Origin of the sequence: Roseateles sp. SL47 (assembly GCF_026625885.1) — a bacterium.
GTDB lineage: Bacteria > Pseudomonadota > Gammaproteobacteria > Burkholderiales > Burkholderiaceae_C > Roseateles.
The window spans coordinates 3,569,027-3,590,034 of sequence record NZ_CP113068.1 but is presented as its reverse complement, the minus strand read 5'-3'; the positions used below and the strand labels follow the sequence as shown (position 1 = coordinate 3,590,034).

General features: G+C 65.9%; 15 protein-coding genes. 6 read left to right on the top strand and 9 right to left on the bottom strand.

Going from position 1 to position 21,008, the window contains the following annotated elements; translation table 11 throughout:
- Nucleotides 1–11: 11 nt before the first annotated feature.
- The 5 genes from tpiA to hmpA form a co-directional block, all read right to left on the bottom strand.
- On the bottom strand, nucleotides 12–752 hold the full coding sequence (gene tpiA, locus OU995_RS15855; RefSeq protein ID WP_267830983.1) for a triose-phosphate isomerase: 741 nt from the start codon (nucleotides 750–752) through the stop codon (nucleotides 12–14).
- Nucleotides 752–1,759, bottom strand: a complete 1,008-nt coding sequence (locus tag OU995_RS15850; protein WP_267830982.1) for an NAD(P)H-quinone oxidoreductase — start codon at nucleotides 1,757–1,759, stop codon at nucleotides 752–754. Before OU995_RS15850 ends, tpiA begins: the two co-directional genes overlap by 1 nt.
- 6 nt (nucleotides 1,760–1,765) lie before the next feature.
- Nucleotides 1,766–3,898, bottom strand: coding sequence for a polyribonucleotide nucleotidyltransferase (gene pnp / locus OU995_RS15845; protein ID WP_267830981.1), 2,133 nt, complete (start codon nucleotides 3,896–3,898; stop codon nucleotides 1,766–1,768).
- A 264-nt stretch (nucleotides 3,899–4,162) separates the two neighbouring features.
- Nucleotides 4,163–4,432 (bottom strand): 30S ribosomal protein S15, encoded by a 270-nt coding sequence (gene rpsO / locus OU995_RS15840; protein WP_058935583.1) that lies wholly within the window; start codon nucleotides 4,430–4,432, stop codon nucleotides 4,163–4,165.
- A gap of 355 nt (nucleotides 4,433–4,787) precedes the next feature.
- The gene (gene hmpA, locus OU995_RS15835) at nucleotides 4,788–5,969 is read right to left on the bottom strand and encodes an NO-inducible flavohemoprotein (protein WP_267830980.1); all 1,182 of its coding nucleotides are present in this window, start codon (nucleotides 5,967–5,969) and stop codon (nucleotides 4,788–4,790) included.
- Between the two features lie 526 nt (nucleotides 5,970–6,495).
- Between hmpA and norR the strand changes: the two genes are divergently transcribed.
- Nucleotides 6,496–8,133 carry a nitric oxide reductase transcriptional regulator NorR gene (gene norR, locus OU995_RS15830; protein ID WP_267830979.1) on the top strand — a complete coding sequence of 546 codons (1,638 nt, stop codon included), beginning with the start codon at nucleotides 6,496–6,498 and terminating at the stop codon, nucleotides 8,131–8,133.
- Here norR and OU995_RS15825 read toward each other — a convergent pair.
- The 3 genes from OU995_RS15825 to OU995_RS15815 all read right to left on the bottom strand — a co-directional run bounded on the left by OU995_RS15825 (nucleotide 8,099) and on the right by OU995_RS15815 (nucleotide 12,214).
- Nucleotides 8,099–9,244, bottom strand: coding sequence for a hypothetical protein (locus OU995_RS15825; RefSeq protein ID WP_267830978.1), 1,146 nt, complete (start codon nucleotides 9,242–9,244; stop codon nucleotides 8,099–8,101). The genes norR and OU995_RS15825 overlap by 35 nt on opposite strands.
- 95 nt (nucleotides 9,245–9,339) lie before the next feature.
- Nucleotides 9,340–11,553, bottom strand: coding sequence for a sensor histidine kinase (locus tag OU995_RS15820; protein WP_267830977.1), 2,214 nt, complete (start codon nucleotides 11,551–11,553; stop codon nucleotides 9,340–9,342).
- Entirely contained in the window at nucleotides 11,546–12,214 is a 669-nt protein-coding gene (locus OU995_RS15815) for a response regulator (RefSeq protein WP_267830976.1), read from the bottom strand. Before OU995_RS15815 ends, OU995_RS15820 begins: the two co-directional genes overlap by 8 nt.
- 726 nt (nucleotides 12,215–12,940) lie before the next feature.
- On the opposite strand from OU995_RS15815, the gene OU995_RS15810 reads away from it, so the two are divergent.
- The 5 genes from OU995_RS15810 (at nucleotide 12,941) to OU995_RS15790 (ending at nucleotide 19,223) form a co-directional block, all read left to right on the top strand.
- Entirely contained in the window at nucleotides 12,941–14,080 is a 1,140-nt protein-coding gene (locus OU995_RS15810) for a serine hydrolase (RefSeq protein ID WP_267830975.1), read from the top strand.
- 148 nt (nucleotides 14,081–14,228) lie between these two features.
- Nucleotides 14,229–14,639 carry a PA2779 family protein gene (locus OU995_RS15805; protein WP_267830974.1) on the top strand — a complete coding sequence of 137 codons (411 nt, stop codon included), beginning with the start codon at nucleotides 14,229–14,231 and terminating at the stop codon, nucleotides 14,637–14,639.
- 87 nt (nucleotides 14,640–14,726) lie between these two features.
- Nucleotides 14,727–15,689 carry a PA2778 family cysteine peptidase gene (locus OU995_RS15800; protein WP_267830973.1) on the top strand — a complete coding sequence of 321 codons (963 nt, stop codon included), beginning with the start codon at nucleotides 14,727–14,729 and terminating at the stop codon, nucleotides 15,687–15,689.
- A gap of 208 nt (nucleotides 15,690–15,897) precedes the next feature.
- On the top strand, nucleotides 15,898–17,604 hold the full coding sequence (locus tag OU995_RS15795; RefSeq protein ID WP_267830972.1) for a polyamine aminopropyltransferase: 1,707 nt from the start codon (nucleotides 15,898–15,900) through the stop codon (nucleotides 17,602–17,604).
- Entirely contained in the window at nucleotides 17,586–19,223 is a 1,638-nt protein-coding gene (locus tag OU995_RS15790) for a flavin monoamine oxidase family protein (protein WP_267830971.1), read from the top strand. The genes OU995_RS15795 and OU995_RS15790 overlap by 19 nt, the downstream gene beginning before the upstream one ends.
- A 310-nt stretch (nucleotides 19,224–19,533) precedes the next feature.
- Here OU995_RS15790 and OU995_RS15785 read toward each other — a convergent pair whose 3' ends face one another.
- Nucleotides 19,534–20,991 (bottom strand): c-type cytochrome, encoded by a 1,458-nt coding sequence (locus OU995_RS15785; protein WP_267830970.1) that lies wholly within the window; start codon nucleotides 20,989–20,991, stop codon nucleotides 19,534–19,536.
- Nucleotides 20,992–21,008: the final 17 nt, after the last annotated feature.

Below are 21,008 nucleotides of genomic sequence, written 5' to 3'. Positions count from 1 at the left end.
AGCCGGTGGATTCAGCCGGCGGCGCGGCAGATCGCCGCAAAATCAGCAGCCTTCAACGCGGCACCTCCGATGAGGCCGCCGTCGATATCGGGCTGGGCAAACAATTGGACGGCATTGTCCGGCTTGACGCTGCCGCCGTAGAGGATCTGCATCTGGTCAGCCTTTTGCGTGGCCGCCTTGAGCTGCTGACGCAGCAGGGCGTGCACATGCTGGGCCTGCTCCGGCGTGGCCGTGAGGCCGGTACCGATGGCCCAGACCGGCTCGTAAGCCACCACGATTTCACCGATGCAATGCGTCAGCGTGTGGATGACCGCAGCGAGCTGGCGCTTCACCACCTCTTCCGTGCGACCCGCCTCGCGCTCGGCCAGCGTCTCACCCACACAGACGATGGGCGTGATGCCATGCGCCAGCGCGGCCTTGGCCTTGTCGGCCACCAGCTGATCGCTTTCGTGGTGATAGGCCCGGCGCTCGGAATGACCCACGATGGCATAACGGCAACCCAGATCGGCCAGCATCGCGGACGACACTTCACCGGTGTAGGCGCCCTGCTCATGCGCGGAGCAATCCTGGGCCCCATACAACACCCACTGACCGGTGAGGGCCAGCGCGGTTTCCGTGATGTAGGGGAACGGAACACAGACGGCGACCTGGGCATTCCAGGGCCCCGCCTCCTTCAGGCCGGCCAGCAGCACGGCATTGGACGCACGATTGCCGTGCATCTTCCAGTTGCCCACCACCAGTTTCTTGCGCATCAATTGCTCTCCGTCTTCGAGGACCAACTCAGCACGATCTTGCCGACGTGCTCACCGGACTCCATCAGGGCATGGGCCGCCGCCGCCTGCTGTGCCGGCAGTTGCCGGTACAGCACCGGACGGATGGCACGCCGCTCCAGCAGCGGCCACACCCGTTCACGCAAGGCACGGGCAATGCCGGCCTTGAATTCCAGCGAACGCGGACGCAGCGTGGAACCGGTCACCGTCAGGCGCCGACGCAGCACCTGGCCAGCATCGAACGACGCCTTGACGCCGCCTTGCACGGCAATGATCACCGCGCGACCGTCATCAGCCAGGCAGTCCACATTGCGCGCCACATAGTCGCCAGCGACCATGTCGAGGATCACATCGACGCCACGGCCTTGGGTGAAGGCCTTGGCCTCCGCCACGAAGTCCTGGGCGCGATATTGAATGGCCAGGTCGGCACCGAGCGCACGACAGGCTTGCGCCTTGTCCTCGCTGCCCACGGTGACCAGCACCGTCGAGCCCAGCGCCTTGGCCAGCTGAATCGCCGTCACCCCAATACCGCTGCTGCCGCCATGCACCAGCAGGGTCTCGCCGGGCTGCAAGCGAGCCCGCTCGAAGACATTGCTCCACACCGTGAAGAAGGTCTCCGGCAGGCTGGCCGCCTCTTCCATGCTCCAGCCCGCTGGCACCGGCAGGCATTGCGCCACCGGGGCCACACACAGCTCGGCATAACCACCACCCGCCACCAGCGCACAGACGGCATCACCGACGCGCAGGCCAGCGGCCTGCAGCGCGGCAGCGTCGCCCGCCTCAATGACACCCGCCACCTCCAGGCCGGGGAGATCACTCGCCCCGGGCGGGGGTGGATAGGCCCCTTTGCGTTGCAGCACATCCGGACGGTTGATGCCGTAGGCCGCCACACGGATCAGGCAGCCCCCCACCCCGGCGACGGGGTCAGGACGCTCGACCAGTTGCAGCACCTCGGGCCCACCCGGCTGGGTGATGGCGATGGCTTTCATGACGATTTACTCGCCAGCGCCTTCCGACGGAGCGGACGCGGGAGCATCGCGATCCAGCAGCGCCTTCATCGACAGCTTGATGCGGCCCTTTTCATCGGTCTCCAGCACCTTGACCTTGACGATCTGGCCTTCGCTCAGGAAGTCGGTCACCTTCTCGACGCGCTGATGGGCGATCTGGCTGATGTGCAGCAGACCGTCCTTGCCCGGCAGGATGTTGACCAAGGCACCGAAGTCCAGGATCTTGGTGACCGCGCCTTCGTAGACCTTGCCCACTTCGGCTTCTGCGGTGATCTCCTGGATGCGCTTCTTGGCGATTTCCGCCTTGGCGCCATCGGTGGAAGCGATGGTGATCGTGCCGTCTTCCGCGATGTCGATCTGCGTACCGGTTTCTTCGGTCAGCGCGCGGATGGTGGCGCCACCCTTGCCGATCACGTCACGGATCTTCTCCGGATTGATCTTCATGGTGTACAGACGCGGCGCGAACTGCGAGATCTCGGTGTTGGCCGTGCCCATTGCGCCGACCATCTTGTCCAGGATGTGCAGACGGGCTTCCTTGGCCTGAGCCAGGGCGACCTGCATGATTTCCTTGGTGATGCCCTGGATCTTGATGTCCATCTGCAGGGCGGTGATGCCCGAGGTGGTGCCTGCGACCTTGAAGTCCATGTCGCCCAGGTGATCTTCATCCCCCAGGATGTCGGTCAGCACGGCGAAGCGGTTGGCATCCTTGATCAGGCCCATGGCGATACCCGCCACGTGCGCCTTCAGCGGCACACCGGCGTCCAGCAGCGACAGGCAGCCGCCGCAGACCGAAGCCATCGACGACGAACCGTTGGACTCGGTGATTTCCGACACCACGCGGATGGAGTACGGGAAGTCTTCCTTGGTCGGCAGCACGGCCACCAGGGCACGCTTGGCCAGTCGGCCGTGGCCGATTTCGCGACGCTTCGGGCTGCCCACGCGACCGGTTTCGCCGGTAGCGAACGGAGGCATGTTGTAGTGCAGCATGAAGCGCTCGGAGTACTCGCCGGCCAGCGCGTCGATGACTTGCGCGTCGCGGTCGGTGCCCAGCGTGGCAGCCACCAGCGCCTGGGTTTCACCCCGGGTGAACAGCGCCGAGCCGTGGGCGCGCGGCAGCACGCTGTTGCGGATCTCGATCGGGCGCACGGTGCGGGTGTCGCGACCGTCGATACGCGGTTCGCCGGCCAGGATCTGGCTGCGCACGATGCGCGCCTCGATCTCGAACAGCAGGCCGTCCACTTCCACGCCGTCGAATTCGACGTTCTCGGCGGCCAGGGCGTCCTTCACCTTGGCATAGGCCTCGCGGCAAGCCTGGGTACGGGCCTGCTTCGAGCGGATCTGATAAGCGGCGCGCAGCGGCTCTTCAGCCAGGGCGGTGACCTTGGCGATGAACGGCTCGTCCTTGGCGGGAGCGGTCCAGTTCCAGGACGGCTTGCCAGCTTCACGCACCAGTTCATTGATGGCGGCGATGGCGATCTTGCCCTGGTCATGACCATAAACCACGGCGCCCAGCATGACGTCTTCGGTCAGTTGGTCGGCTTCGGACTCGACCATCAGCACGGCGGCTTCGGTACCGGCCACCACCAGGTCCAGCTTGGACTCGGCCAGCTGGGTCTTACCCGGGTTCAGCACGTATTCGCCGTTCACATAACCCACGCGGGCGGCGCCGATCGGGCCATTAAACGGGATGCCGGACACGGCCAGCGCAGCGCTGGTAGCGATCATGGCGGCGATGTCGGCCTGCACTTCCGGATTCAGCGACAGGGTGTGCACCACCACCTGCACTTCATTAAAGAAACCTTCCGGGAACAGCGGGCGGATCGGGCGATCGATCAGACGCGAAGTCAGGGTTTCCAGCTCGCTGGGACGGCCTTCACGCTTGAAGAAGCTGCCGGGGATCTTGCCGGCGGCGTAGGTCTTCTCGATGTAGTCGACGGTCAGGGGGAAGAAGTCCTGCCCTGCCTTGGCTTCGGTACGAGCCACCACGGTGGCCAGCACCACGGTGTCGTCGATATTGACCAGCACGGCGCCGGTGGATTGACGGGCGATTTCGCCGGTCTCCATCGTCACCTGATGCTGGCCCCATTGGAAGCTCTTGACGACCTTGTTGAACATGCTCATTGCATCTCCTCAGTGATAAGCAGCCGCACACGGCGCGGCTTCAACCGGGAGTGAAGCTGGGTTTGGCGGGATGCCATTCCAACGTGACTGCGGCACAAGCCGGCAGGCACCTTGGAATGACACAGCAGCGCCACGTCAGCCCGACTCCATTCAGAAAACCTGCAGCTCCGACCTCTCGCACCCACACAGCTGGCACGAGACGTCAGAAACAACAAAGAGCCTGTTGGCATACATCCAGACAGGCTCTTCGTTCACAGGCGATGATTACTTGCGCAGACCCAGCTTCTGGATCAGGGCGGTGTAGCGGTCAGCGTCCTTGTTCTTCAGATAGGCCAGCAGGCTCTTGCGCTGGTTGACCATCTTCAGCAGACCGCGACGGCCGTGGTGGTCCTTGGCGTGCAGCTTGAAGTGGGGGGTCAGCTCGTTGATACGAGCGGTCAGCAGAGCCACTTGGACCTCGGGAGAACCCGTGTCGTTGGCGCTACGGGCGTTGGCCTTGACGATGTCGGCCTTGTTCAGATCGGCGATTGCCATGATGCGTTCCTTGTTCCGGAATGAATTCGGAAGGTCCGCCGGCGGGATGCCACACCGTGAAAAAGCCACACACCTGCCGCCGAAGCGACCGGGCTGACCCTGCCACACTGGCGCATGGCTAAAGGCCCATGCGCGCGGTCTCCGAGAGGAGCCCAAAAGGACCCCGTGAGGGACTTGCGGACACAGGTGAAACCGACCCGTGCCGTGCTCGTAGTTCTGGCGCTGACCCCCCGTTCTTCATTGCCCCACTTTCAGCAGGGCAGGCGGCGGTCTGCGCAACAAAACGGGCGGAGTATAGCAGGAAGGCCACACCCCCAGGACACCAGGACACACGCCAGTACAGCGAGCCGCGGCTTCAGGCGGCCAGCTCCTCCAGAGGACCGAAGAACTCGTAGCGAACCTGAGCGGGCGGGATTTCCAGGGCCTTGGCGCTGGCAAACACCTGCCTCATGAAGGGCTTGGGACCCAGGAAATACAGATCCACATCCCGATCCTGCGGCAACACTTCGGCCAGTACATCGGTGCTGACGCGGCCCACCCGGTGCGACGGGCATTCAGGGCGAGGCTGATCATACAGATAGGTGACCTGCACATTGGGGTGGGCCTGGGCCAAGGCATCCACCCGATCCCGGAAGGCATGCACACCGCTGTGCAGGGCCGCATGAATGAACCGCACCGGACGGCCGCTCGCTGCCACGCTCTCCAACATGCTCATGGCCGGGGTGATACCCACACCGCCGGTCACCAGCACCAGCGGGCGGGCGGAAGATGCCTGCAACACAAAGTCGCCGCAGGGCGGCAGCGCCTGCACCAGCGCCCCCACCAACAGCCGGTCATGCAACCAGGAGGACACCCGCCCCTGCGGCTCACGCTTGACGCTGATGCGATACCACCCACGGCCGGGCGCATCCGACAGCGAATAGTTGCGCCGCACCTCCTGTCCGTCGATGGACAGCACCAGCGTCAGGTATTGCCCGGGCTGGAAGTCCATCAGCGGGCCGCCGTCCGCGGCCTCGAAATAGAAGGACGTGATGATGTCGCTCTCCCTCACCTTGCGCGCCAGGCGTAGCGCCCGAACGCCACGCCAGCCACCGCGGGCGGCGGCATGGCCGGCAACCACCTGCTCTTCGGCATCGATCAGCAGTTGCGCCAGTGCCCCATAGGCTTCAGCCCAGGCCGCCATGATGTCGTCACTGGCCACCTCGCCAAGAACCTCGCGAATGGCACGCAGGAGCCCCTCACCAACGATGGGATAGTGCGCCGGCTGGACGCCCAGGGCGGCGTGCTTCTGGATGATGCGTGGCAGCGCCGGAGCAATGGCATCCAGGCGGTCGATATGGGCCGCATACGCGAGTACGGCACCAGCCAGCGCGCGAGCCTGAGAGCCCTCGGCCTGATGAGCCTCATTAAAGAAGGCCTTCATCTCCGGATGATCCCGAAACATGGAGGCATAGAAGTGCCGGGTGATGTCCTCGCCGCGCTGCTGGAGCAATGGAACCGTGGCTTTGATGAGGGCAATGGTGGCGTCGGAAAACATGCGTTGCTCCTGGATGGTTGATGCCGATGGACAACTCAACATCTGTGCCAGGGACTGCCCGCTTCACAAGCCTTTGATTTCTATTGGATTTTATAAATCGTTGTACAAATAACCACCACCATGATGGCGTCATAAGGACAACAGTGTTGTCATTTGGACTACATTCAAGAGAACCCTTTGAGAGACACCCCTCTGGGGCACCTATGGAGCACCTATGGAGCACCTATGGGGCACCTATGGGGCACCTATGGGGCGGCTCCGGGCTCCGGGCTCCGGGCTCCGGGCTATGGGCTCCGGGCTATGGGCTATGGGCTATGGGCTATGGGCTATGGGCTATGGGCTATGGGCTATGGAGCGGCAATGTAGCGCCCAGGATGACCTCAGGAGCGACTCTGGGACACCTCTGGAGCACATGAGAAAGCCCTCGGCCTTAACAATCCCGAAGCACGGCCTGAGAACCGACTCGGAACAACCTGCCAACGTCATGTCAGTCCCTACGCCTTCGGAACCATCGCCGTCCCTCGCTGTGGCATCCGCCTCCAGCTATACATGCCTGCTTCAAGCCGCCATCCAGCTGCTCCCCTGCGACGCCGCCGCGCTGCTGAAACTGGACAACGACCTGCTCCGCCCCGTGGCTGTGTACGGGCTGAGCGATGAAGTCATGCACCGCCGCTTTCCACTGGCCGGCCATCCGCGCCTGGCGACGTTGATGCGCAGCCGTGGCTTTCACCGGTTTGCCGCTGACTGCGGGCTGCCGGACCCTTACGACGGACTGGTGGAGCACGCCGGCATCACCACGGAAGAGTTGCTCCCTGTTCATGACTGCATGGGCGCGCCCCTGATGCTGGGCGGACGCCCATGGGGCGTGGTGACGTTTGATGCACTCCAGCCCGGCGCCTTTGACCCGGTGGATGACACGCGGCTGGACGCCGTACTGACCCTGCTGCAAAGCAGCCTCAGCGCGGTGGAGCCCCAGCAGGGAGACGGCCACTCGCGCACCGGGTCGCCCGAACCGGCCACCCGCCCGCCCCTGCCTGATCTGCCAACCGCCACCATCCTGCGCCCCACCCGTCGACTGGAAGGTCGCAGCCCCGCCTTGCAACAACTGGTGCAGGAAGTGGACACGGTGGCGCCATCGGATCTCACCGTGCTCATCCTCGGTGAGACCGGGGTGGGCAAAGAACTGGTCGCACAACGGCTGCATGAGGGATCGCGACGGGCGCAGCGGCCGCTGGTGCAGGTGAACTGTGCCGCCCTGCCCGAAACACTGGCCGACAGCGAACTGTTCGGCCATCGACGCGGTGCTTTCACCGGGGCCACGCAGGACCGCATCGGCAAGTTCGAACTGGCCGCAGGCGGCACGCTGATGCTGGATGAGGTGGGCGAATTGCCGCTGTCCGTGCAGGCCAAGCTGCTGCGAGCGCTGCAAAGCGGCGAGATCCAGCGCCCGGGCAGCGACCGCCCGCTGCGGGTGGACGTGCGCGTGGTGGCCGCCACCAACCGGGACCTGCGCGCCGAAGTGGCGGCCGGGCGTTTCCGTGCGGACCTGTACCACCGGCTGGCGGTGTATCCGGTGCATGTGCCGCCGCTGCGAGTGCGGGGCCGCGATGTGCTGGCGCTGGCCGGCAGTTTCCTGGAAGAAAACCAGCATCGGCTGGGGGCCCGCAACCTGCGTTTGTCGCCCGCATCGCGAGAGGCGCTGCTGCGTCACGATTGGCCAGGCAATGTGCGGGAGTTGGAGCACCTGATCAGCCGCGCCGCCCTGCGGGCCTGGGCGGAGCAGCGCAAACACCAGCGCTGGACCGCCATTGAGCCGGAACACCTGGGACTGATTTCGGCCATGACTCCGCCGGTCATGTCGTCCGCGATGGCACCCACCGCATCTCCCACCGCATCTCCCACCGCATCTCCCACCGCATTTCCAACCGCATTTCCCACCATCGCGCCCACCATCGCGCCCTCGTTGGCGCACGCACGGGCACCCACCCCGGAAGCGCCTGTCACCCTGAAGTCCGCCACCGAAAGCTTCCAGCGCCAATGGTTGGCCGACCTGCTGGACCGGCACCCCGGGTCGATGGCTGCAGCGGCCCGTGAGGCGGGCATGGATCGCAGCAACTTTCATCGGCTGGTCAGGAAGTTGGGGTTGGTGGAGCTTCGCCACTGATGCCGGCGATTTCTGCGTCCTCCCTTCCCGGCGGTGGCAGCGCCACCAGGGATTCGCGCGAACACAAACGCCGATACAGCGCAAACACACGGGCCTCCAGCTCCATCGGTGACCGGCACGCACGTGCCCCGATCAAACGCGCACGGAAGTTGTACATCTGCTCTCTCACCGAACTCGACCAGGCCCGCCCCCGCTCGTGAGGGTCGAAAGAGCTGCCGCGCAGGATGCGGAACCAGCCGGCCATCACCCGATACGGGAGTGACTCCAGCACCTCGGCCAGGGTGGCTGATGAGCACTGCGCGGCACTCGCATAAATGCGCTGCAGCATCAGCAGGCGGATGACCAGCGCGGGGTCGGTGGCGGCCACCATGGCCAGGGTGTCCCGGGACGCGCCCTGCTCCACCAGTCGATGGAGCTTGTGCAGCACCTGCGCATCACAGCAGGGCAGCGCGCGAATGGATTCATCCTGCGCCGGATGGATCAGCGGACCCTGATAGAAATGCACGCCCAGCCGTCGCAGCCGCAGATAGTCGGCGGGCTCCGCCAGGCCATCGGCAATCACCTTCAGGTCTGCGCAGCCCGCCCGGGCCAGCCACCCCGCCCAGGCGGGTGAAGGAAGCTGGGCCACCTGCAGCTTGGCGTAGGACGCAAACGGGGCCCAGGCCCAGCGTTCATCCTCGACGCCGCCCAGATCCGCCAGTGCAAAACGGTAGCCGCGCGCATGCAGTTGTGCAATGCGACGGGTGATGCCCGGCTCCACCGCCAGCAGGCGCGGCAACTGGATGACAAACAACGGGGCGCACAGGGCGTCCGCCACCGTGCTGAGCAAGGCGGCAGCATCCAGCGTGACGAACAGGGCGCCGGGGGATCGGTGCCCCAGCCCTCCATCCAGCAGCGCGTGGCTCAGGGTCATGCTGACCCCCAGAGGGCTGGGAGGCTCATCGCGGGGGCGGGTGTCATCGTCCCAGCGGAAGCTGAGCTCGTGCCCCATCGGCTCCACGGCACCATCCGCCACGGCCTGGCGGGCAAAACGTATCCAGTGGATGTCATGGCCACGAAAGTGACGGGCATCCGGTGGGCAGGAATGTAGAGAGTGAACAAACGGCTGCATCGAGAGGCTCCACCTGCCACGCCGGGGCATGGCGCAACAGGCATTTCTCCAAGGGGCAGCCAGTATTGGCGAGGAGCCCTCACCGAGGCGATCGCTCAACTCAGTGACGATGCAACCGGTGCCGACTGGGACCGGTAGGAGGTATCACGGGTTTCAGTGGAAGGACCCAGGTCCACAGGGACAAAGGCCTCCGACGACCGCTCAGAGCTCAACGAGCTCCATGGGCCCATCGGGCTGATCGGGTGCATCGGAACCCTCGGGGCCATCGGGTTCATCGGGTTCATCGGGTTCATCGGGCTCAGCCCGCCAACGCCCGTTGGCGCTTGCGGCGGGTCCAGAGCCGCTGGCCCCAGTGGCAATCTCAACCGCGTGTGTGCGCCCTGCCGGGTGCGTACGAAACGGTAACGTCCCCCCAGTTGCCGAGCCCGGGTCCGCATGCCCTCCAGCCCTCGCCCGCCCGACAGCATGGGTGCCGATCGTTTCATGGCCTCCGCCAGACCATCGCCCTGCCCGTTGTCATCGATGTCCAGACGCAGCAGGTTGCGCTCATCCAGCCGCAAGGACAGACGCAGCCGCGTCGCCCCCGCGTATTTCACGGTGTTGGCCACCGTCTCCTCCACGATTCGCAGCAGGCTGCGGGCAGCGTCGCCCAGCAGCACCACATCCCGGTCATCGGGGATGTCGATCTCGACGTGGAAGGTGTCGCTGCTGAGCGCCTCGTCCAGGTTGGTGGCGTAGGTGAACAGGACGTCCTGGATGGACCGCTCCTCCTGCGGCTGGGTGACCGAGATGGTCTCGCGCAGGTCTTTCAACGCGTCGAGCAGGCGGTGCTCCAACTGGCCGTGGTTGATGTCCCGATCTCTCACGCTGAACAAGGTGGTGACCAGCTTGGAGCCAATGCCATCATGCAGCTCGCGGTAGATGCGATCCCGCTCGGACTGGGCCGCCGATTCGCTTTCCATGTCCCTCTGGCGCTGGTAGCTGACCAGCAGTTCCCGCTCGCGCTGCGCCAGTGTGTCCTGCAACACATCGTTGGCCTTTCGGATCCTCTCCACATACGAGCCCAGCTGCGCCAGCAGGTTCTGCGCCATCACCAGCAGCAGCAGGGGCATGGTGAGATGGCTGAGCAGCAGCGGCGCGGCCAGCACGTGAGACAGGCTCCATCCAGGCCCGGGCACCTGCAGCGGCACCAGTTGCGCCACCACGTTGTGATCATGCAGCGCAAACACCTGGGTCAGGATGCTCAGGGCCAGCAGCAGAAATGCCGAGCGCCGCCGGGTGCGCACTGCATGCCGCGCCAGACGGACGGTGGCATAGAGATAAAACAGCATCAGCAGCGGCAGCCAGTACTGCGCCAGCCAGCCTCGCAATCCAGGCCCGCCAAACGGGAAGATCAGCGGCACGGCCAGCACCGCCGTCCACATGGCGCGCCGCGCGCGATCCGGCATGCGTTCACCGATGAAGGCAAACACGAAAAGCGTCAGCAACGCCACGATGGCACCCAGGCAGGCATATTGCAGCCAGTCCCGCACCGCCAGCCATTCCACCGGCACATAGGGCAGCAACACCAGCCAGAACAGCACCGCCCAGACGGTGGTCAACGCGCCGGCCAGGGTGAACGCCCGGCCATCCTCCCGGCTGACAACACCGGCCCCCAGCAGAAACAGGCCAGCCAGCAGACACAGCAGGTTGGAGGCATTGGCCATGGAACTGCCGATGAAGGCGGTCAGCTCAAACACCAGGTTGGCACTCGCCACACCGCCGATGTAGAGCGGAGGGAGCAGGCTGCGGGACTCCTGGCTGGAGAATTCGATCACCACGGTGTTGGCGCCCCCCGGACGCAGCAGCCGCCGCGCCAGCGGCACCACCAGTGGGCGGTTCCATCGATAACGCACCTCCTGGTTGGTGCGGGGCAGGCCAGCCACCCAGACGCCGTTGAGGTAGATGTCCATGCCTTCAATGGCCTGGCTCACCAGCAGCGCACGGCCGGGCGGCACCCGCTGCCCGGGCGCAGGCAGCTCGGGCGCCTGCATGTAGTGATCAATCGGAATCTCGAAGCTGATCTGTCGCAGACCGGCCTGGGGCTCGCTGTCCACCCGGGAGGGAAGTTTCACGACGGTCTCGTTCTGCATCACCCGGCCCGAGGCCATGTCCACGACCTGCAGATGGCGCCCCTCGCCCACTTCGGTGAGGTCCTGCACCAGCAGGCTGGTGCAGGCCACCGGCAGCAAGAGCAGCGCCAGGGCAATCCAACTGCCGGGGCGGCGCCACAAGGCGCGGCGCTCCGGCACCGCCTGGCCGCTATTCATCGATCACTCCAAGCGTCCGGGCCACGCTGGCTGCACGAGCCCGGGAATTGACGCCCAGCTTGCGGTAGATGGAGCGAAGATGTTGATTGACCGTGTGCGGCGAGATGGCCAGCCGCCGCGCAATCTCGACAATGCGCAGCCCCTCCACCAGCAGCCGCAGCACTTCCCATTCCCGCTCGCCCAGGCCGAGTTCCTGCAGCACCTTCTGCCGGTCCACCTGCGGGCGCTCATGGTTCTCCAGCGCCCGCAGCCGCTCCAGGATGGTCTGGGAGATGGCCGGGCTCAGCGGCGCCTGACCGTTGTGGGCACAGACCAGCTTGTCCACCAGCGCCGGGTGGATCTCGTCCTTGAGCAGATAACCGCAGGCCCCGGCCCGCAGGCTGCGCATGACGTGCTTGCCATCGGCAAAGGTGCTCACCACCACCGTGCGAGCCTCGCGGCACTTGTCGGCAATCAGCCGGATCAGTTCCACACCGTCCACATCGGGCAGCCCCAGATCGACCACGTAGAGATCGGCCCGGTCGGCCATGATGGCGGTGACCGCTTCGGAACGGTTCCTTCCAACCGCCACCACTTCACACAGCGTGCTGGCAGAAATGACGTCGATCAGTCGCTTCAAGATCATGGGGTCGTCTTCGATGATGGCCACCGCGATGCTCATACTGCTTCTCCTTTGACTCGTCCTTGTTGCCCATCAGGCGGGGGGAGCCAGTGTGTCGGCGGCAGAAAATCGATCAACTGCCCATGCATGCAGACACACAAAGGCAGTCCCCAGCGACCACAGCAAGGACAAGCGGACTTCATCAAGGGAGAAACAAGCCCTGAATCAGTCAGGACCCTCCTCGGAACAAGGAGCTTCCCAGCGGGCGGACGCACAGGCCAAGGCCACAACAACCATCAGCAGCAGACCAGCGGACAGCAGCAAATAGCCGATAGGTGCTAGTGCACGAAAAGAGGGGTCGTCGGAACACCGGCCCAGGGCGGTGCAAAGCCCCCCGGTGCCCGTCAATTGAATAGAGGCAGAGAACAACGTCTTCATGACCATGCGCCGGCAACCCGTGCTCGGCGTCCATGCACTGTAGTTGAAGTGATAAAAGTGATAACACCAAAGGGTGGGGTTCACCAAGATTTTTTGGCAGCCGCCAAAGGCTAATGCTGCGAGGCCAACCGAAGCGACCTGGGGGGCCCTCGGATTGGCTGACCTTAGTGGGTCAGGAGACCGTTCTGAAGTACGCGAATGGACAAAGAATTGGCATCGCGCCCTGCGCTTCGAGGACAATCGCGCGGCCCGCAAGCCGCTTTAGCCTCCATGCCTGCTTTTGTCTTTCGATCCCGTCAACACTTGACCCTGACAGCGGTCGCCGCTGCTCTTCTCCTGCTCGCTGGCGTGACGCTGTTCGCGCATGGTTCGCCGGCTGAGACACCCACCCCTTCAGCAAGCGCATCGCAGGTGGTCCTGGCTGCTGCCGATGTCGCCGCCTCGCCGTCGGCCAATGTCTACCCGCCGGCCCTGCCTGGACTGGGCAGCCGCTCGCCCTCCCAACCGGTCGGCATGCCTACACAGGCCCCAGCCGCCAGCCCGCTGGACACGTCCATCCCCCCGGCGATGGAGTCTCCGGCCACCCTTCCGCCCCCCACGGTGGTGGCGGAAGCCCGCAACGCGGGCGATGCCAGCACTGCCCGCGCGTCCGCGACCCTGGCCAACAATCCCGCATTCAATCCGGTCGATGACCCTGCATTCGACCGCTTGCCGATCAACGCCCGCCACATGGTGGTGGTGGATGACGCCGGCCAAGTGCTGGCCGCCAAGGAGCCGGACGCGGTGGTGCCGATCGCATCACTGACCAAGCTGATGACGGCCATGGTGGTGCTGGATGCCCACCAGAATCCGCAGGAAGAACTGCGCATCGACGACGAGGATGTCGACCACCTCAAGCACAGCGCCTCCCGCATTGCCGTGGGCGCGCGCATCACCCGCGCCGATGCCCTGGAGATGGCCCTGATCGCCTCCGAGAACCGTGCGGCGTCGGTGCTGGCCCGCCACTATCCCGGGGGCCGTCGGGCCTTTGAATCGGCCATGCAGGCCAAGATCCGTGCCCTGGGCCTGACCCACACCCTGCTGAACGACCCCACCGGGCTGTCACCCGCCAACCAGTCCACCGCAGCGGAAGTGGCCCGCATCGCCATGGCGGCCTCGCACTATCCGGACATCGAGCGCATCACCAGCGTGAAGGCGAGCCGGGTGGCGGTGAACGGCCGCCCCCGCGAACTGCACAACACCAACCATCTGGTGGGGGGCAAGGGCTGGGACATCCGCCTGTCCAAGACCGGTTTCACCAACGAAGCAGGCCGTTGCCTGGTCATGCGCCTGAAGCAAGGCGCGCGCTTCCTCACCGTGGTGCTGCTGGACACCGATGGTTCCACCCAGCGGTTGCGCGATGCGGCGCTGATCCGCCGCACGCTGGCCGGTGAGCCACCGGTCGCGGAACGGGCAGTCCGCAAGCATCACAAGGTGAAGCTCAGCTGAACCACGGCCGCAGGGGCCAGGCTGGCGTTCGTCCGCATGAATGCCGTGTTGGCTACCAGTTGCGTGGAGTGTGACGCAAGGTAAGCAAGCTTGTAACAAAGCCAGGGCGCCTTCTAGGATCGCGTCCTCTCCCTTCAACCTCACTCCTATGAGCCGCCCCACCTCCCGCTTCACCCGCGTCATTGCTTCTTCGCTGATCGTCTCGTGCTCGCTCATGGCCGTCCCGATGCATGCATCGGCACAGATCGTGCCGACCGACGCCCTGGTCCAGCCGGTGAGCACCGGCAGCGTGGCGGACAGCCGCGCCCGCGTGAACGCCTTCTTCGCCCGTAGCGACGTTCGCCAGGCCATGATGAACGAAGGCGTGGACGCAGCCAGCGCCCAAGCCCGCGTGGACGCCATGTCCGACGACGAAATCCGCGCCCTGGACGGCCGGATTGCCAAGGCCCCGGCCGGTGGTGATGTGCTGGGCATCATCTTCACCGTCTTCGTGATCCTGCTCATCACCGACATCCTGGGCTTCACCAAGGTGTTCCCGTTCACCCGTTCGATCCGCTAAGTTGTCGCTCAGGCGTTGCTCAGTCGTCGCTCAGTCGTGACCCCTAGGGCGGCGGCCGGGTCGCCGCCCTTCTCCCGAGATCCCCGCATGCGTCGTCTGCTGCGTCTGCTGTTGAAGGCCGCCCTGAGTGGCGCCTTTGTGTCCCCTTTGCTGCTGACCGGTTGTGCCAGCACACCGCCGCAGCTCAGCGCGCTGGAATCCCAATGGCCGGCGCACCTGCCGGCCCGTGTGGACCTGTCCGCCCGCACGCCCTTCATCGCGCAGGACGACTACGAATGCGGCCCCGCCGCGCTGGCGATGCTGCTGCAAAGCAGCGGCAAGCGCGCCAACGTCGACACCCTCAAGCCGCAGGTCTTCCTGCCGGGCCGCCAGGGGTCGCTGCAGACGGAAATGCTGGTGGCCACCCGCCGCCAGGGGCTGCCCGCCTATCAACTCCCCCCACGCCTGGATGCCTTGCTGGCCGAACTGGCCGCCGGCCATCCGGTGATCGTCTTCCAGAACCTGTCGCTGGAGGTCTACCCGGTCTGGCACTACGCCGTGGCCGTGGGATACGACCGTGAACGTCGCATGCTGCTGCTGCACAGCGGCAAGACGCGCCGGCAGGAAATTGAACTGCCCGTGTTCGAGCGCACCTGGGCCCGTGGCGACTACTGGGCCATGACGGCCCTGCCGCTGGACCAGGTCCCGGCCTCACTGGATGGCGCCCAGACCGGCGCGGCGCTGAGTGCGCTGGAACGTCTGAATCCGGCCGCTGCCCGCCAGGCTTATGCCACCGCCCTCACCCGCTGGCCGGGCGAACCGGTGCTGCTGATGGGCGCCGGCAACACCGCCTACACGGCCGGTGACAAGGCTGCGGCCGCTAAATACTACGGGCGCCTGACCGATGTGCGGCCCGACATTGCCGACGGCTGGAACAACCTGGCCCAGGTCATGCTGGACCAGGGCTACCGCTACAAGGCTTCACTGGCCATCCAGCGGGCCGTAGACCTGGGCGGGCCACGACTGGACCAGTACAAGTCACTGCAAAAGCGCATCAGCGCTGGTATGTAGAGGCGTCCCTGCCCGCCGCAACACCGTCAGACGGGCAAGCCCCCTGCACCCGCTGGCAGGGGTGGCGCGTCTGACAAGAGTGAGAGGCGCGCCGGGTGTGAAGCGTCTAAAGCGTGCGACGGCTACGCCGAGCGCGGCGAGTGCGACAGGTGCGACAGGTGCGACAGGTGCGACCGGCCCGACAGGCGTGATAGCCTCGCGCCCCATCATGTCCCACAACCGTCCTGCCTCGCCAGCCTCTCCCGCCACGCCTGTAGCGTCTGCTGCTCCGGCCACTGCTGGCGCTCACCCTTCGGACGCTCCCCAAGACGATAGCCGGAACGATAGCCGGAACGACGGCCAGAATGACCTCCTGGACGACAGCGAAGACGCCGCCTCCCGCGCCTCGCTGCCCGAGGTGCTGCTGCTGGCCAGTGTGTTTGTCATTGCCGCCTGCGGCCTGGTGTATGAGCTGGCGGCCGGCGCCCTCGCCAGCTATCTGCTGGGCGACTCCATCCTGCAGTTCTCCACCATCATCGGCAGCTATCTGTTTGCGATGGGGCTGGGGTCGTGGCTGTCGCGCTACATCGACCGCCAACTCGTCGCCCATTTCCTGCGGCTCGAATTGCTGGTGGGGGTGATCGGCGGGCTGATGCCTGCCGCGCTGTTCACCGTACACAGCCTGCTGCCGCCCGGCCAGGTGATGGGATTCCGGCTGCTGCTGTATGTGCTGGTGCTGGTGGTGGGCACGCTGGTGGGGCTGGAGATTCCGCTGGTCATGCGCATTCTCAAGCGGCACTTCCGACAGCGTTATGCGCTCAAGGAACTGGTCTCGCAGGTGCTCACCTTCGACTATCTGGGCGCCCTGCTCGTGGCGCTGGCCTTCCCGCTGGTGCTGGTGCCGCAACTGGGGCTGGTGCGCACGGGCCTCTTCTTCGGGCTGCTGAATGTGGCAGTGGCCATCTGGGCACTGTGGATCTTCCGCGGCCGGCTGCGCGCCTGGCGGTCCCATGCGGTGGCCTGCGGGGTGGCGGTGCTGGTGCTCGGCGCAGGCATGGCCGGGGCCGATCAGCTCAGCACCTGGGCCGAGGATCGGTTCTACGGCGAGCACATCCTCTTCAAGGAGACCAGCGACTACCAGCGCATCGTGGTCACCCAGGGCCAGGGCGGCACCCGCCTCTTCCTGAACGGCAACCTGCAGTTCCACTCCCGTGATGAATACCGCTACCACGAGGCCCTGGTGCATCCCGCCATGGCCGCGCAAGGGGCACCCCGCCATGTGCTGGTGCTGGGGGGCGGCGACGGCATGGCCGTCCGCGAAATCCTGCGCTACCCGACGGTGGAGCAGGTCACCCTGGTAGAGCTGGACCCGCACATGACGTCGATGTTCTCCACCATGCCGCTGCTGCGGCAGTTGAACCAGGACGCCCTGCTCAACCCCAAGCTGCGCATCGTGAATGCAGATGCGTTTGGGTGGCTGGAGCAACATCCCACGATGTATGACGTGATCATCATCGACTTCCCGGACCCCAGCAATTTCGCGCTGGGCAAGCTCTACACCGCCAGCTTCTACAAGCTGATCGATCTGCATCTGAATGCCAGCGGCTTTGCGGTGATCCAGTCCACCTCCCCGCTGGTGGCGCCGCGCAGCTTCTGGACAGTGGTCAATACGGTCGAGGCGACCGGACTCACCGCCACCCCCTACCACGCCCATGTACCGAGCTTTGGGGAATGGGGTTACGTGCTGGCGAGCCGCCGCCCCTGGGTGATGCCGCGCGCCCTGCCGGCAGGCCTGCGGTTCATCAACCTGGAGGGGTTGCCGTCGCTGATGAACTTTCCGCCCGACATGGCCCGCCCCGACCATCTGGAGGTCAACCGGCTGTCCAATCAGGTGCTGGTGCATGAGTTCGAGCGGGAATGGGGCAAGCTGCATTGAGCACCGGGGCTGCTGAACTGCGCCGCCGCGAACTGCTGGCGCTGGGGCTGCTGCCGGCCTTGGCGGCCTGCGGCCAGGAGGCTCGCCCGCTGGCCGAGCGCATCACCGCCCGGGTGGCAGACCTGCCGGGCGGCTGGGTGGGCGCCGATGTGCAGCGGGGCCACCGGCTACGGGAGGCACCCCCATCCTGGGGCAGCGCCGCGCCCACACCCCGGCGCGCGCAAGTGCTGGTGCTGGGCGCCGGCATTGCGGGCCTGGCGTGTGCGCGCCGTCTGCGTGCGCAGGGGGTGGACGTGGCGGTGCTGGATCTGGAGCGCCAGCCCGGCGGCAACAGCCGTTCGCATGTCATGGGCGGGCTGCCCTGCCCGCTGGGTGCCCACTATCTGCCGGTGCCGGGTGACGAAGCGCCGGAGGTCCAGGCCCTGCTGGAAGCGCTGGGGCTGGCGCGCCGGGTCGCCGGGCGCTGGGTGTTTGATGAGGAACAGCTCTGTCACAGCCCGCAGGAGCGGCTGTGGCTGGAAGCCCAGGATCAATGGGTGGAGGGGCTGCTGCCGCCGGCCGACAACCCGGCGTTGCAGTCGCAATATCAGCGTTTTGCTTCGCTGGTGGAGGCGGCGCGCCGTGAGGTCGGCTTTGCCATGCCCAGCACCCATCAGCGATGGACGGCGGCCCATGATGCGCTGGATCGCCAGCGCTTCTCCACCTGGCTGGACGGACACGGCCTGACCGCCGCCCCGCTGCGCTGGTATCTCGACTACTGCTGCCGCGATGACTATGGTGCGCCGGCATCGGAGGTGTCGGCCTGGGCCGGACTGCACTACTTCGGCAGCCGCCACGGCTTCATGAGCCTGGAAGAACGGGAAGCCGTGCTGACCTGGCCGCAGGGCAATGGCTGGTTGTCCGCCCGGTTGGCGGAACCGCTGAAGGACGCGCTCCATACCGGCCACACGGTGCTGCGGGTGCGGGAGGAACGTCATGCCGTGCAGGTGCTGAGCTGGGATGCCGATGCCGGACGTCCTCAGCGCTGGGAAGCGGCCCAGGTGGTGCTGGCCCTGCCGCTGTTCATCGCCGCGCGGGTGGTGGAGCAGCCCGGCAGCGCCCTGGCGGACATGGCGCCTCGCATGCGGTATGCACCGTGGCTGGTCGCCAACCTGCGGCTGGACGCACCGCCGCTTGAGCGTCTTGGCACCCCGCTGGCCTGGGACAACGTCGTGTATGCCAGCGAGAACCTGGGCTATGTGAATGCCAATCACCAGTCCCTGGACCCGCGCCGCGGGCCTTGTGTGCTCACCGCTTACCGTGCCCTTCCCCAGGCCCAGCGCGCCTCGCTGCTGACGCCGGACTGGCGGACCTGGGCGGCGCAGGTGATGGCCGATCTGGCGCCCTTGCATGCCGACCTGCCGGAGCGGGTGCAGGCCATCGACCTGATGCGCTACGGGCATGCAATGAGCATCCCCGTGCCGGGCCTGCGCGGGGCCGCTGCCCTGGCCTCGCTCCGGGAACGGGCGCAGGGGCGGCTGCACCATGCCCATGCGGATCTGGCGGGCTACTCAGTGTTTGAAGAAGCCTTCACCCAGGGCGAGGCGGTGGCGCGGCGGTTGCTTGGTCCGTCGAGCTGATCCCCCCTTGCCATCCCCTTACCATCCCCTTGCCATCCCCGTCAGGCCTCGCGGATCGGCCTCAAATCGGCCGGTCCACCATCGGTCTCCCGTAGACCTGACAAGTGCAGCACCACGCTGCGCGGTAATGGGCGGTACTGCGCGGTAATGGGCGGTGCCTGGCAGTGCTGCCCAGCGTGCCACTCAATGCCTCACGGCAAAAAGCAGCGCAGTGCTTGGCACTGCTGGGCGGTGCTTGGCAGTGCTGGGCAGTGCTGGGCAGTGCTTGGCAGTGCTGCCCAGCGTGCCATTCAATGCCGCTCAGTACAGATCAATGCTGCTGTTCCTGTTGCTGTTCCTGCAGCCGCTCCCGCAGCTTCGCCACCTCGCGTTCGGACACAGGCGCGGCACGGTTGCTCCAGGCCTGACGCAGGAAGGTCGCCAGCGTGGCCACTTCGCTATCGCTCAGGCGATGGTCAAAGCCCGGCATCACCAGCACCGACGGTGCCTTCTCGGTCGACGGTGTGCGAGCGCCCTTGAGCATCACGTGGATCAGCGCATTGGGATTGTCGGCATTGATCACCGTCGCCCCGTCCAGCACCGGGAACACCCGCTTCGCGCCTTTGCCGTCCACAAAGTGGCAGGCCGCGCAGTTGTCCAGGTAAAGACGCTCACCCAGGGTCAGGTCCACCGCCTGGGTCAGCTTGGCGGCGGTTTCCTTGGCCCCTTGCGGCTTCACGTCGGCCGCGCGGTCCGGCACCGGAGTCAGGCCCTTCAGATAACTGGCGATGGCATGCAGGTCGTCATCCTGCAGATAGGCGGTGCTGTGGCGCACCACCTCGGTCATCTCGCCGGCCACGGCGGAGGTCTGGTTGCGCCCCGTCTGCAGGTAGTCGATGATGTCCTGGTCCGTCCAGCGCGGCAGGCCGCGCAGGGACGGCACGCCCCAGCCATTGAGCTCACCACCGGACAGGAACTGGGCCTCGCTGCTGTGGCTGGCCTTTTCATTCATGGCCACGCCCCGCGGCGTATGGCAACTGCCGCAGTGGCCCAGCCCTTCCACCAGGTAGGCGCCACGCGTCACCTGTGCATTCCAGCCCTCGACCGGCTTGAACGGGTCGTTGGAAGCAAAGAACCAGTTCCACAGTCCCATGCCGAAACGCAGGTTGAACGGGAAGCTCATCTTCGTGGCCGGTGGTGTGGTGGCTACGGGCTTCACACCTTCCATGAAGTAGGCGTAGAGGGCATGCATGTCCTCATCCGTCACCTTCACATAGCTGGTGTAGGGCATGGCGGGATACAGATGCGTGCCGTCAGCCCTGACGCCCTTGCGGACGGCATCGACAAACTGCTGCTCGGTGTAGCTGCCAATGCCATGCTGCTTGTCCGGCGTGATGTTGGTGGAGTAGATGATGCCGTGGCCGCTGTTGATGGGCAGGCCGCCGGCAAAGGTGGGCTTGCCGGGAGCGCTGTGGCAGGCGATGCAATCACCGGCACGGGCCAGGTATTCACCCCGTGCGATCAAGGGCGCGTTGGGCGAGGATGCGGCGGTGGACGGCGCGGCGGCAGAAGGCGCGGATGCCGCTGGGACTGGAGCCGACGCAGGCGTTGATGCAATGGGCGACGCGGGCGTCGATGCAATGGACGACGCAGGCGCGGAAGCGACCGACGACGTCGAGGTCGAGGTCACTGAAGACGACGCAGCCGCCGTATCAGCCATGCCATGCGCGGCATACAGGGCCACAGCAGCCACGGTGGCGCTGGCGAGGATGGGCTTCAACAGTTTCATGGTGAGGGTCCTGCTCG